This is a genomic window from Treponema sp. OMZ 798 (genome assembly GCF_024181385.1).
In the GTDB taxonomy this organism is placed as follows: domain Bacteria; phylum Spirochaetota; class Spirochaetia; order Treponematales; family Treponemataceae; genus Treponema_B.
The window spans coordinates 701,872-716,003 of record NZ_CP051305.1 but is presented as its reverse complement, the minus strand read 5'-3'; the positions used below and the strand labels follow the sequence as shown (position 1 = coordinate 716,003).

The window sequence follows — 14,132 nt, the reverse complement described above, 5'->3', positions numbered from 1 at the left end:
ATAACAGAACTATTTTCCGGTTAATGCTGAAAGAGTTCTTTTTGCGGATCTTTCAATACCGCTAGCTCGGATATCGGCAGGAACATCTACCTTGTAACAGGTAGGAGTACCTCTCTGAGCAGCAATATCCTCTTCGGTTGCTCCGTACCACAAATGGAAGTGATAATTAGGAGCACCATGAACAACTACAAAGGATATAAGAGAGAACATTCCGGCATCTTTCTTTTCGGCTTTCATTGTCATATAAGCCTTTGCCTTGCCGGGCGCAACTCTTACATAGTTTGATCTGAAGATTTCTTTCGAACCTTTAAAAACTATAAGCTCATTTTTTCCGTCTTTTATATTAAACTCAAGATGAGTAAAATCTTTTAAACTGTCATCGCTTTTTTGCAATTCTGCAATAATTTCTGCTCTGGTAAAGTCTCCGCCCTTAGGATTTTTTCCTTCAAACTCTTTGATGAGCTTAGCATAGACATCCATAACCTCTTTGCTTGAATTTTCAAAAACAAGGAGACTATTGATCCACCTTCCGTGTTCTGCATAAGACTTAAAGGGAGCTGCATCCGTCCATTTAGGCATAGTTTCAATTGAAGATTCTGCACCCTTTAACATATCGTTCTTTTTTGTTGAGGCCGGAACAAAGGTAGGCCATGATTTTTCTCCGTTTATAAGCCAATCAAAACCGTAGTAGCCGAAACGAACATGCCAATGAAGAGGACCATCTCCGTGTTGATGAGGAGGCATAATAATCATATTTTTTACAGCCTGCAATTCTTTTCCTGGGTTTACCGCTTCAAACGTATACCAAAGTGAACCCTCATAACCGGGAACAGCCTTCGTACCCATGTATTTGTATTCACATACTACATTGGATTTACTACCGTCTTTCTTCTGCATTGTAAGAGTAACCTTATTGGTACCGTTAAATTTCATAGCGGTTACAGAACTTCCATACATATCTTTGACGGCAGCCTTCAAACCGCCTTCAGTATAATAAGGCATTCCTTCAGCAGTCTTCTTATAGGCTGCATTCAATGACTCATCATTCATTACCGTATAAGTAGAAACCCATTTACCTTTCCAAGCTGCAAGTTCTTGTCCTGCTACCAATTTATCGGGACTTACTTCCACTACAGCAGGCATAGACTTACATGCAGTAAATAAAACTGCAAGTGTAACCAATATAAGTGCAATCTTTGCACCCATTCTTTTATTAACCATAAAATAAAACTCCTTTAAGTTAATAAGTTAAATATATCTAACATTTAATTCGAGAGAACCCCGAATTAAAGCAAGTTAGTCTACTTTTTTTCTTCCATAGAACAGCCACAGCATCCGCAACCGCAGCCGCTCTTAGGATTGATGTTTTTTTCTCCGCAGTTGCAGGCCGAAGCCTTACCCTTAAATATCCTGTAATATTTACGGATGAGTAAGATGATAACGCCTGCAACTATGGAAATAGTCAAGACCATTCCTAATGTCATAAGGACATTCCTTATTTTACCGGCATTGCCTCAATCCAGAGTACAGCGTCCTGTGAAAGTTCTTTACCTGCAAATTCTTTTGTATTACCTGCACCAAGAGCTGCAAAGCCCCAGTATCCGGCCTTGTGAGGAACAAAGGAAAAGTTTCCATTTGCATCAGCCAAAATTACTGCAGCAGCATTCTTTGTTTTTGCCTTCTTTTCAAATTTGCTCTTTTTCATGTTTACATCAAAGTTAATGTATTCAACTTCAATTTCTGCATTAGGTACGGGCTTACCCTTTGAATCTAAAACAGTACCTCTAAAAATGCCGCCTACCCAAACATCATATGGTTTTACCAAGGGCATTATTTCGGGATAACCTTCGGCACATCTTGCACTCCAGTCGGTATCAAGTCCGGCCTTATTTATAAATACCTTAGTAACCTGCTGAATATAAATATCTTCAGATCCTCCTTCATAATAAGGATGGGGAACAGCGATAAGAGCCCAGTCTCCGCCTCCTCTAAAACCGTTATCCTTGCTCAAGGTAAGGTCATAAGCAGAAGCCTCACTTTCTAAAGCAGCAAATTTTGTTTTCTTTAAAGAGGGAAGCAAATCCTGTACCTTTTCCTTGTGAACCGAAAAGAATTTTTCAAAACCTTTAATTTCACCGGCCTCGTTTTTACCGATGTCCATTGTGTGACCTGCATCGGCAGGATGGGTAAAAACAATCTTAAAATCAACAGAGTTGCCTTCAACGATTGAAGTCGGGGTATAAATCATTTGAAAGTGAGCAAATGAAGCCATAGCTACAAAGAATAAAAGTAAAACTATTCCTGTAATTTTTTTCATATAAAACTCCTATACATATTCTAGTCTAAAGACTCATTATCTAAGTTCAAAAAAAGATAGAGTAAAAAGGCACCCCTTAAAACTCACGGATAAATCTTTTTTCGAATTTAAATGTAAATTATCGCTGACAATCTATATTATTTCTTAAAAAAAAGCAAGCCCTCCAATAAAAATTTATAGGAAACTCTTAATTAAAAATACACGGAGAATAAATAAAGAAAAAACGAAAAACATGGATAGAGCTATATAATAATTAGTTTTCCGATTTTCCTTCCCTCCGAAGGATTCGTAACACAAATAGGCAGGTCTCCTGACTTATGATTTAAAGTTTATCGCCTTCCCATATTAACAGTGGCTCATGCTTCTAACCATATAAATAAATTACAAGCATTATGATAAACAAACTCAATTACAGTAGCGGGGGCTGTGCAGGTTTTTCACCTGTTTCCCTTTTAATCTTAAAATTATTTAAGAACCTTATTTGACTATAACCTCGATAATGATTATAAACATTTTAAAAAAAAAGCCAAGCCCCCAAAGAGGCTCGGCTTTTATTATCTACTTGTTTTCGGCCTTATCCGAAATCTTTTTAAATATAGGAGGCCACGCAAACATAACCACAAAGAGTAAAATTACGATAATCAAGGCAGCAGGAGAAAAGCCATCCTTAGGACCGGCTTTTTCAGGTTTTGCGGCTTCAGCAGCAGGAGCTTGGGCAACAGGCATAACAGCCTCTTCTGAAGCATCTTCAATCTTACTAACCTCAAACCAGATAACGGCATCCTGAGAAAGTTCCTTGCCGGAGAATTCCTTTTCCTTACCTACACCGAGGGCGGCAAAGCCCCAATATCCGGGACAGGGAGGAATAAATTCGAAAACGCCTGTATTATCGGCCATTATCATACCGGCACCGGATTTTTGCAGCTTGGGTTCTCCGGTAAATTTCTTGTTTGCCATATCAACATCATAGTTCATATTTTCAAATTCAACCTGAGCATAGGGCACGGGATTTCCTTCGGAGTCCAGAACAAGGGCACGAATCACTCCGCCCTCCCAGATTTCATAAGGCTTTACCAAAGGCAGTATCTCGGGATAACCTTCGGCAACCCTTGATTGCCAATCGGTGGAAAGCCCGGCCTTGTTGATAAAGACCTTAGCTATCTGCTGGATATATCCGTCTTCGGAGGCTTCAAAATAAGGATGAGGAACGGCCACCAAGACCCAGTCTCCGCCTCCTCTAAAACCTGCTTCCTTATTAAATTCAAAGGTATACGCAAAGGCCTTGCTTTCCGAAGATTCAAATTCTCCTTTTTTTAAAAAGGACATTAAATCGGTCTTGGCTTCTTTATGAACGGAATAAAATTCTTTTAAACCCTTGACTTCTCCGGCTTCATTCTTACCTATATCCATTGTAAGCCCAGACTCAAATGGGTGGGTAAAAGAAATTATAAAATCAACCTTATTATTTGAATCTTCTATTATGGAAGACGGAGTATAAATAATCTGAAAGTGAGCAAAAAGGCTCAAAGCCGTACAGCATAGCAATACGGAAAGAAATAATTTTTTCACTTTTGACACCTACCTTTTTTGTTTTTTAAACAGGATAACAATCAGTACCGAATTTATCACGGCAAGCACAAGGGCCAAGATTGCCGTAAAAGAGGGACCGACAGCGGGCATTGCCGAAACGGTATCCATGGGAACCCATCCTACGGAACCGGCAGCAGCAACAGGTTTTTGTGCCGGAGCAGCCTCTGCAGGAGCTTCGTTTCCGCTTGCCGATGCATCAGCAGCCTGACTGCCGAAACCGCCTGCGGGCTCAGGTCCTTCCTTTACAATAATATGACCGGGACCTGCATCAAATGTTACAGTATACGGAACACTCGGAATAGGCAGATTGAGTTCGCCTACATCGGGGAATTCTCCTTCCCAGATTTTTTGACCCGTAGCCTTATCCGTAAGATAAAGCTTAACACCGGCAGCAGTAGCTCCGTTTGAAAATCCGCCTTGAACATAGATAGTTCCGTCGCCGTTATCCTCAACAGTCAATAGGGGCGAATGTGCAAAAAGCATCATAGAACACATCATTAAAACAAATAAAATGCTTATTTTTTTCATTTATATAACTCCTCTAAAATTTATAATTTAAAACATCAAAAGCCGAATAATCTTCCCAACTGGAATACAAGGACGGCAACCAGAGAACTGAGCACTACAGGATAAAGAACACTGAACAAGGTCCAGCCTACACTTTGAGTCTCGGTCTTTGTTGCCATAACGGTAGCAATACAGGGCGGGAAGAGGGCGATCAAAATCATAATGGTAAGACCGTCTAAGGGGGTTAACCCCGTCTCCTTATCTTGAATACGGGCTTCCAAAACCTTACCCGAATCCTCGCTTGAAGACTCCACACTGTAAATAGTGCCCAAGGTCGAAACAAGGGCTTCTTTTGCAGCGAAAGAACCTAAAATAGCAATGTTTACCTTCCAGTCAAAACCTGCATATTTTGTGACAGGCTCCATACCCTTTCCTAGGTAGCCCAAAATAGAGTTTTCCAAGGTTTCTTTTCGCAGCTGAACCGAGATCAGCTTTAAATCAGCACTCGCAGGACGTATAGCCTTTGCTGCGGCGGCAGCCTCAGAATCGACCACAGCTGTTCCTGAAATTTTTATCTTTCCGGTTCTGACAAGGGCAAAGAAGTAAGGATTCAATTTTTGCCAGTAAGCATAAAACGAAGCCTTCAAAATAGGCTTTTGAAATTCTTGAGCACCCTCATAGGCCTTATCAAAGTCTTTTTTTGCGGCAGAATACATGTCAAGGTAGTTTTTAAAAGCACCTATATTGCTGCCGAGATCGATTTTTCCTTTTAAGGCTATTTTTGTCATTTCAGGATTTTGTAAAAAAAGCCTGTTTATATTCCTTTCCGTCCCCTTAGCTCCGCCGAACCAATTTAAGGCATCATATAGATAAAGCTTCTCGTTTAAACGCTGGAATTCTATAAAACCTTTTTCGGAAGCAAAATATTGGGAATATGAATTATTTAGTTTTCCTGCAAAGTCCTGAATATAGGCTTCTTTTTTTGCTTCGTATTGAGCGGTTTTTTCCGTGTTCAAAGAGGGAAAGTTTACACCCGCCCAGATTATAACCGAAACGGCGACTACTGTAGTCGCAACTTTTTTTATAAAACTCCATAAGCGTTCAAAGGTGCGGATTAAAACGCCTCTTAAAGTCGGCATATTATAAGCCGGAAGCTCCAAAACAAAGGGTTCGGGCCTGCCGTGAACAACATAGAGGCTGAAATATTTTGCAACAATCAAGGCCACAATCAAAGTAAAGAATGAAATTCCGCCCAGCACTATCCATTGATAGCTTGTAAAAAATATTCCCGTAATTAAAACATAAAAGGGAATCTTTGCCATACAGTTAAGCAGAGGCAAGATTAGGATAGTTACCAAGCGAGACTTATCATCCCTGATTGTTCTTGTGGACATAACACCGGGAACAACGCAGCCCCCCATTATAACACCCGATAAAATCATAGGAAGGGTTGACTGCCCGTGTAAACCGAACTTGCGTAAAACCCTATCCATGATAAAGGCAAGACGAGCCATGTATCCGACATCTTCCAAAAAGGCTATTAAGGCAAACAAGCAGAAAAATATGGGTACATAGTTTAGAATCATTATTGCACCGTCAATTATTCCGCTTAAAAAGAGACCTCGCAAAGGACCTTCGTTTATAAGGCCTTCAGGATAAATAAGCTGAGAAACTACCGTGCGCACAAATTTAAATATCGGGAAAACCTTGTCGGTCATCTTATAACCCAAAACTACGGTTATCCAATAAAAGACCAAAACAAGCTCAACCAAGATCAAAAGACCGTAAACCTTGTGACAAAGTACCTTATCGATCCTGTCGGTCGAGTTTATACTGCCTGACCCTCCCTTAGTATAGATAAGAGCTGCTCCTCCCGTAAAGGCAAGAGCTCCGGCCAGACTAAGAACAAAGCGGAGAATGTTGTTTGCAAAGATGGGAATCGGCAAAAGCAAAAAAAGCGAATCCAAAATCTCATAGGTTACAAAACAAAGAATAAGGACTGCAACAGCCTCGGAAACCTTTCTTTTAATATTTAAGGTCTCGACGGCTTTTTGTTCAAGCTCTTTTTTTGAAACCGCAGCTTCAACAATTTTCTTTGCTGCAGCCGAGCGGGCAAGGGCTATTTCGATTTCAAAGCTGTGCTTATGTTTTTCCTTGTGCTCAGCTTCGATTTCTTTTATAAAATTTAAGACGGAATCAAAGTTTGTAAAATTTTTACCCTCTTCCTCGATAACTGCAGCATCCTTTTCGCAAAGCTTGATTGCAAGCCATCTTAAGGGGATGGGAAAAAGCTCATCTTTTGCGGAGGCCCTTAATTTTTCGACAATCTTTTCCAAATAGGATTCCATGTCCTTACCGTAGGTAAGCATAAAGGGCTTTTGAGGCTCAGAGCTCTCAGCCGTTCTTGAAATAAGTTCTTTTAACTCGTTTACCTTTTCCTTTTTCTTGGCTGAACCGGCAATTATAGAAATGCCTAAGAGGGAGGAAACCTTGTCTACATCAATTTGAAGACCTGCATTTTTTGCGGAGTCCATCTTGTTTAAATACATAACAATGGGGCAATTCATCTCCAAAAGCTGAAATGTAAGATAAAGATGTCTTTCCAAATTTGAGGCATCGGCAATGTTTACTAAAAGCTCAGGTTTTTCACGCAGAATAAAATTGCGGGTCACCCTTTCTTCAGGCGAATAAGAAGTAAGGCTGTAAGTACCCGGCAAGTCGGTAATAAAAACCGACTGATCAAGGGCAAAATACTCTCCCGTTTTTTTCTCTACTGTGATGCCCGGATAGTTTGCAACATGCTGATGAGCTCCCGTCATCATGTTAAATAGGGTTGACTTGCCGGAGTTAGGCTGACCGGCAAAAGCAATATTTATTTTTTCTTTTTTCATATTCTAAACTTCTTTTACAATGATTTTTTTAGCTTCGTCCTTACGGACTGCTACAAGCGAACCGCAGATTGAAATATCAAAAGGATCTAAAAGCGGAGCCTTTCTTACAACCGAAACTTCAGCCCCGGGGGTAAAGCCCAAGCTTATAAGCCTTTGCAGGGTCATTCCGCTGATTTCAAGGTCCTCGATAATTCCTTTTTTACCCTGCTCCAATTCATCAAGAGTCATTTAAACCTCCTTTACCTTAATCTATAAACGTACCAATATTTTGGAAGCAAGATTATAATCTACCGCATATTTTGAACCGTTTACCAAAAGCAAAATAGGCCCCTTTTTATCGGCCTGAGAAGTAACAACGGTTATTTCCGTATTTATATCTATTCCAAGACTGCGAAGACGGGAAAATTCGGCCCCCGTTCCGTCAAATTTAAGCACGGAGGCCTTATCGCCTTCCTTTAAAATAATTAAGGGTAACAATGTCAGTGACCTCTCACAAAATGTTTCAAGGAACATACATTATTTTTTTATTTTAATCAAGGTATAAACTAAAAAAAAATAAAAATTTAATCCCTGTATAAATCGGCTTGAGCGGAATAAAGCCTTCTATATTCATCACAAGAAGAAAAAAGCTCATCGTGAGTACCGAGGGCTAGGAGTCTCCCCTCCTTCATAAGAGCTACCCTGTCTACAAGCCTGCACAAACCCGCCCTATGCGAAATGATTACGGCGGTTTTGTTTTTTATAAGGCTTATAAAGCGCTTTAACACAAGGCTTTCTTCGATAGGATCAAGGGCTGAAGTCGGCTCATCAAGGATTAAAAAATCTGCCTCCCTAAAGCGGCAGCGGCTTAGAGCAAGGCGCTGCCATTCTCCGCCTGAAAGTTCGGCGCCCTTAAAAATACGCCCAAGTCTTCCGTCAAGGCCTCCCGTTTTTTCTAAAAGATAATCGGCATCGTTTTCTTTTAGGGTCTCTATAATTTTTTTATCTTCGTTTATCCTGGTCAAATCGGAAATTGCGACGTTTTCTCTTAAACTAAAATTATATTGAACGGGTTTTTGAAGGGTGAGAGAAATATTTTTATAAAGAGCAGTCTTATCTATCGAATTTATATTGGTACCGTCCCATAGGACTTCCCCTGTACCGGCCTCATAAAGCCCTAAAATAATTTTAGAAAGAGTGGTTTTTCCCGAACCGTTTTCGCCTATGAGAGCCAGCGTTTCACCCTTTTTGATGGAAAGACTTATACGGTTAAGGGCTTTTTTATCGTTGTTCGGATATGAAAAAGAAACATTTTTAAGCTCGATGCAGTTTTTCAATTCGATACAATTTTTTAAACTGCAAGCCGAATTTTTAGATTCGGCGGGCGATTCCTTAGACACAGCTTCCGATTCTTTTAAAGGAAGATCTTCGGGCAAATCCAAAAAATCGAAAAAGTGCTTTGTGTGGGCGGCGTACATTGAAATCGAACCTAAGGCTTCCAAAAGATTCCGCATACAAAACTGAATCATAGTAAAAGCCCCTATTGCAGCTCCGAGCATTCCGATACTGATAATTCTATTTAAGGCAAGATAAAGGCAGAAAAAAACTGCAATACCGTATCCTATAGAAGAAAGCATGTCGCAAAACAAAACGGAAAAAGCATCTTTTTTCTTTAACTTCCAAACGGGATCAAAAACTTCCTTGTTTTTTTTAAGCCATTTTTCTTTTATATACTCATCGGATCTTGAAATGCGCAATTCCTTCCCTGCACTCTTATCGGTAAAAAGAGACCAAAGATAATCCAATTTTCTTTCTTCAGGAATTTGGATCGATTTATATTTATACATTTCTTTTCCCCGAATAAGGCGGGTAATAAAATACGGAATAACCGAAACGGCTGCGACAAGGAAAAGCCGCCAATCGAATTTGGTGATTACAAAAGTCAAAGAAGCTATTTCGATAAATCGGCACAGAATATAAATCATACGCATTACAAGATAAGGAACATATTCGTTTTCGATATTATCCTTGGCATACTTATACATGTTTAAAATATTCGCATCTTCAAATTCGATTAAGCGCAACCGTGAAGCTTTTTCGGCAATCAAAAGATTGGCATAATTATTCGGCTTTTCATATATTCCGATATTCATTGCACCGTTATACACAAGAGCCCATAATTCCTGTAAGATGTAAAGAGAAGCAAAACTCAGAGCATAAAAATAAAGAACTTTGACCTCAACTTGTTTTTGAGAATAAGCTATGACTGTATCGATAAAACCGCTTAAAAGAAAAGCCGCTATGGAATGAAACAAGGCCTGCCAAATCTCTTCAATTAAAACAAAAATATGTGAAACCGGACTCACCCCGAATGTAAATTTAAAAGAACGGTATAGATAATTATTTTTCATAAATTTCCTCTCATAAAAACTTTTTGCAAGGATTATTAAATCCTGAAAAAAGTTTTTTCAAGTGTGTGCTTTAAGCACACATAAAATAATGCGATGTTTTGTACTGAAAGTACAAAACTCGACAGATAAACAGTGAGGCGGAATTTCTGCCGAACTGTTTATCAAACCTCCCGGTACCAAGAAGCCTGCTCCTTGTACATCTTAGAATAAAGTCCGCCCTGTTGAATAAGTTCATCATGGGAGCCTTTTTCGATTATTTTTCCTTCGTCGAGCACAAAAATAAGATCTGCCATTTTTGCACTTGCAAGACGGTGCGAAATAAAAATACAACCCCGCCCCTGATTGGAAGAGTCTATAATTTTTTGCAAATTTTGATACATCTCCCTTTCGGCAGAAGGATCCAACGAAGCCGTAGGCTCATCAAAGATTATAAAATCGCTTTTCGCGGCACAAGCTCTTGCAATTGCAAGTTTTTGTCTTTGACCTCCCGAAAGCTCAACTCCGGATTCTTCCAGTTTTCCGAGATGCTTATCCAAATCATCAAAGACAGGATCATCGGAAACAAGGGCAAGGGATTTTTTTAAGTGTTCATCATCGTTTAAAAATTCGATACACCCCAGAGCGGCATTTTCGCGCAAGCTCATCTGATAACTTGCATAGTCTTGAAACACAACACTGAAATTCCGATGAAGTTCCGCCCGGGAAAGGGACTTTATGTTTTTTGTACCTATAAAGATACTTCCGCTTGAGGGCTTATAAAGCCCGGTTATCAGTTTAATCAAACTTGTTTTTCCGCTGCCGTTTCTTCCCACCAAGGCGATATGAGAGCCGGGCTCAATCCTAAACGAAATATTTTTTAAAACTTGCTTTTCCGAATTAGGATAAGAAAAAGAAACATTTTCAAAACTTATTGTATTCTTTTTATCAAAAATTTTTTGCTCTATAATTTCTTTATCTAAAATTTTTTCCGTACCGCATAGCTCTTTATAATGAACATCGTGGGGAAGATCCATAAAGGTGTATAAAAAGCCTATGCTCTTATTATCGTCGATTAAGCCCCAAAAACTTTGAGACATAAATACAAGTAAATAATATATTTCCGTTGTCGAGGTAATAAACCCCGCAAACATTCCGGCAGATATTTCGCCCTTTATAATTAAACGGATTAAACAGAAGATTAAAAAAGAAAACCATGCTATCATTATTATGGAAGCAAGCCCCATGTAGCGGTAAGATTTTAAGGTAATCGATATTCTTTCTTTTAACAAAACCTTATACTTATCCTTAAACTTTTTTACGATAAACGGAACTGCGGAAAATATTTTTAATTCGGGCAGGGCCTCCTTGTTTGAAAGAAGGGAGCTTAAATCTTCAAGCTCTCTTTCATCAAAAACTTGAGAAGCATAGATGGCTTGGATTTTTTTTGTTGCAATATATTCGTTTATAAAATCCAAAGCCAAAAAAACAAAAAAGCCCAAACTAAGCCAACGAGAAACCTTTGCAAAGATAAAAATCATTCCGAAAAGTTTTATACTGTCGCAAAGGAATGCCCTGCATTCCTTAAAAAGATTTATAACCTTTTTTGCAGGCCGGTTCCTTATTTCCTTTAGGGCATCGTGCAAGGCAGGATCCTCAAAACATGCAAAGTCTATCTTCAGCATCTTGGTCAAAACAGCTTCCGATAAATTATAAGTCAATTTTTTTTCAAGATAGATAAAGGCTATATTGCTTATAAAATTCACATGATTCATAAAAAGAATTATGAGGGTTAAAAGAGCGGCATTCCATAAAACGGAAGATAGAGCAATAGAGCTTTCTAAAAATAAGATTATAGAATCTATTAGCTTTTGAGTATATAAAACCGTAAAAGGAAGGGTAAGTCCCGTAAAAACCGAAAGAAAAACTAAAACTACAGCCGGAAAGGCTCCGTATTTAAAAACAGTGCAGATGCACTTAATAAAATTCTTTAACATAATTGAACTCCCAGACAAAAAAGTTTACAACTTAAAAAGCACACCATACAGCAATGCCCAAAAAATTAAATTTTTGAGAAAACTATCTAATTTTAAAGAAAGTTAAAATCTGTAAACGGCGGTTGTTTTTGTCTATTTATTCAATTTATTTTCCTCTCAATCCTGTATCGATAAATCACAATTTCAGTATATAATTATCTTATCAAAACTTATAAATTATGTCAACGCTATTGTTTCTATATCGATAGTATCCGAATTCGTAAAACAGACTTGACCCTCATCAAAAAAAAGGATAGTATCTGCATATGAAGAAATTTGAAGAAAGACTTGAAAAGCTTGAAAAGATAAGCAACGATATACGATCTTCCGATATTCCATTGGAAAAAGCACTTTCCCTTTTTGAAGAAGGCATAAAACTTGCCAAAGGGCTTGAAAAAGATATAGACAAGATGGAAGGAAAAATCGAAATATTATTAAATCAGCCCGTACTGCCTGAAGAAGAACCTGAACTTGACCTGTTCACGGTAACGGAAAACGTCTAAAGGAAGTCCTAATGAGAGAATACAAGCCCGTAAAACTCTTATCAAAAGAAACCGCAAGCAAAATAGCAGCCGGAGAAGTTATCGAAAGGCCGGCCTCCGTTGTGCGGGAACTATTGGATAACTCTATAGATGCGGGAGCCTCTCAAATCATAGTAGAAATCGAAGAAGGCGGAATAAGTACAATCAGGGTAAGTGATGACGGCTGCGGTATGACAAGGGAAGACCTGGAGCTTTGCACCCATACCCATTCCACAAGCAAGATAGAAGAAGCCGAAGACCTTCTCCACTTACGCAGCCTGGGCTTTAGAGGTGAAGCCCTTTCTTCGATACAGGCTGTAAGCGCCCTCGAAATTACCTCAACCAGAGAAGGCCCTGCCGCCTGGAAACTCTCCTTAGGAAAGATTTCCCCTGCCCGCCTAAACAAGGGCACGACAGTCGAAGTTAAAAACCTTTTTGAAAACTTCCCTGCCCGTAAAAAATTTTTAAAACGGCCTCAATACGAGGGGACCCAATGCCGGCAGATCTTTGTCGAAAAGGCCCTCCCCCACTACAATATAGAAATGCGCTATATAGCTGACGGAATAAATAAACTAATCCTTCCGGCTCATTCTTCATTAAAAGAAAGATGTCTTACAGCCATGAGCTTTAAAGAACCTGAAGAGCTTTTTTATGAGATAAACCAAGAAGGAGACGGCTTTTCCTTTAAAGCCGTTTTAGGAAGCCCTGCGGTAGTCCGCTCAGACAAGCGGAATATCTACATCTTTGTAAACGGAAGGCGGATAAACGAGTACGGTCTTGTTCAAGCCGTTTGCTACGCCTCGGAAGGATACTTTCCCAACGGAGGTTTTCCGGCGGCCTTTGTCTTCTTAAATGTAGAACCCGAAAGAGTCGACTTCAATATCCATCCTGCAAAAAGGGAAGCTAAATTCGAAGACTATAAAGAAATTCATCACAGTCTAAGCTCAACCATCAGTTCTTTTTATAGGCAAAAAACGGTATCGGATCTTTTAAAGGAAAGCTATGAACCAGAATATACGCCCGATTTAGGTTTTGAAAAAACGGACTATGAAGCTGCCGATTTAAACGAAAGCTATAGCTCCGGCTTGAAAGAAAACTATCGGCCGGGAAATAAATCTACCTATTGGCCCGGCCATACATCTACCTATTGGCCGCCCTCTCCGATAAGACAAATTGAGGTTTCAGTCTCTCCTTACGGCACATCGCCCGCCTTTCATGGAGTGCAGGCATCCGCTCATGGAGCATCGGCCGCAACCCATGGAGTGCAGACAGCCCCGCAAGATCTTCCAAAATCCGACTTTAAATTTTTAGGTCAATTTTGCGGTACCTTCATAGCCGTCGAAAAAAACAATGCCCTCTATATAATAGACCGGCACGCCGCCCACGAGCGGATCCTTTTTGAAGACTTAAAAGCAAGTCTAGGCCCCTCGCAGGAACTTTTAATTCCGTACCGCATCGAAACGGAATCGGACAAAGACGATGAAATAATAAGATTAAACCTCTCTGAGCTTCAAAAAGCAGGCTTTAGTATAAATGAAGAAAAAAAAGGCCTTTGGATTATAAGGGCTGTTCCCATAAGATGGCACGGCACCGAAAAAGACTTAAAAGAAGACCTTGCAGGAGCAGGAAAGGACCCGTCCGGACTCATGCACCACATCCTTGCAAGCTCAGCCTGCCGAGCAGCCTGTAAAGACGGAGACATAATCGATCCCGTCTCTGCATACAACATCGCAGTAAAAACCTTCGCCCTCCCCGAACCCCTTTGCCCCCACGGCCGCCCCCTCTACTTTATAATCGACCGCACCGAACTTTTTAAGCGTATAAAGCGGACATAATTTATGCTTGACTATGAGGCCTTAAAAAGGTAAAATAGCTTCATAAAATTTGTTTTTAAGGAGTTTTAA

12 protein-coding genes and 1 riboswitch are annotated in these 14,132 nt (G+C 39.7%); of the genes, 2 read left to right on the top strand and 10 right to left on the bottom strand.

Annotated features, from left to right (window positions below):
• Nucleotides 1-9: 9 nt before the first annotated feature.
• The 10 genes from E4O07_RS03360 to E4O07_RS03315 all read right to left on the bottom strand — a co-directional run bounded on the left by E4O07_RS03360 (nt 10) and on the right by E4O07_RS03315 (nt 11,668).
• The gene (locus tag E4O07_RS03360; protein WP_253687385.1) at nt 10-1,221 is read right to left on the bottom strand and encodes a ZinT/AdcA family metal-binding protein; all 1,212 of its coding nucleotides are present in this window, start codon (nt 1,219-1,221) and stop codon (nt 10-12) included.
• An 80-nt stretch (nt 1,222-1,301) separates the two neighbouring features.
• The gene (locus E4O07_RS03355) at nt 1,302-1,484 is read right to left on the bottom strand and encodes a hypothetical protein (protein WP_253687384.1); all 183 of its coding nucleotides are present in this window, start codon (nt 1,482-1,484) and stop codon (nt 1,302-1,304) included.
• Nucleotides 1,485-1,495: 11 nt separating this feature from the next.
• Nucleotides 1,496-2,317 (bottom strand): DUF4198 domain-containing protein, encoded by an 822-nt coding sequence (locus E4O07_RS03350; protein ID WP_253687383.1) that lies wholly within the window; start codon nt 2,315-2,317, stop codon nt 1,496-1,498.
• A gap of 282 nt (nt 2,318-2,599) precedes the next feature.
• Nucleotides 2,600-2,812: riboswitch (cobalamin riboswitch) on the bottom strand.
• A 63-nt stretch (nt 2,813-2,875) separates the two neighbouring features.
• Entirely contained in the window at nt 2,876-3,886 is a 1,011-nt protein-coding gene (locus E4O07_RS03345; protein ID WP_253687382.1) for a DUF4198 domain-containing protein, read from the bottom strand.
• A 9-nt stretch (nt 3,887-3,895) separates the two neighbouring features.
• On the bottom strand, nt 3,896-4,435 hold the full coding sequence (locus E4O07_RS03340) for a hypothetical protein (RefSeq protein ID WP_253687380.1): 540 nt from the start codon (nt 4,433-4,435) through the stop codon (nt 3,896-3,898).
• Nucleotides 4,436-4,470: 35 nt separating this feature from the next.
• The gene (gene feoB, locus E4O07_RS03335; protein ID WP_253687378.1) at nt 4,471-7,305 is read right to left on the bottom strand and encodes a ferrous iron transport protein B; all 2,835 of its coding nucleotides are present in this window, start codon (nt 7,303-7,305) and stop codon (nt 4,471-4,473) included.
• 3 nt (nt 7,306-7,308) lie between these two features.
• Nucleotides 7,309-7,533, bottom strand: coding sequence for a FeoA family protein (locus E4O07_RS03330; RefSeq protein ID WP_253678566.1), 225 nt, complete (start codon nt 7,531-7,533; stop codon nt 7,309-7,311).
• A 21-nt stretch (nt 7,534-7,554) separates the two neighbouring features.
• Nucleotides 7,555-7,818 (bottom strand): FeoA family protein, encoded by a 264-nt coding sequence (locus tag E4O07_RS03325; protein WP_371921949.1) that lies wholly within the window; start codon nt 7,816-7,818, stop codon nt 7,555-7,557.
• Between the two features lie 50 nt (nt 7,819-7,868).
• Entirely contained in the window at nt 7,869-9,695 is a 1,827-nt protein-coding gene (locus E4O07_RS03320) for an ABC transporter ATP-binding protein (protein WP_253687374.1), read from the bottom strand.
• Between the two features lie 161 nt (nt 9,696-9,856).
• A complete protein-coding gene (locus tag E4O07_RS03315; protein ID WP_253687372.1) occupies nt 9,857-11,668 on the bottom strand; it encodes an ABC transporter ATP-binding protein in 1,812 nt (603 codons plus the stop codon).
• Nucleotides 11,669-11,973: 305 nt separating this feature from the next.
• Here E4O07_RS03315 and xseB point away from each other — a divergent pair, with 305 nt between their 5' ends.
• Nucleotides 11,974-12,210 (top strand): exodeoxyribonuclease VII small subunit, encoded by a 237-nt coding sequence (xseB, locus tag E4O07_RS03310; RefSeq protein ID WP_253687370.1) that lies wholly within the window; start codon nt 11,974-11,976, stop codon nt 12,208-12,210.
• 11 nt (nt 12,211-12,221) lie between these two features.
• On the top strand, nt 12,222-14,063 hold the full coding sequence (mutL, locus tag E4O07_RS03305; protein WP_253687368.1) for a DNA mismatch repair endonuclease MutL: 1,842 nt from the start codon (nt 12,222-12,224) through the stop codon (nt 14,061-14,063).
• Nucleotides 14,064-14,132: the final 69 nt, after the last annotated feature.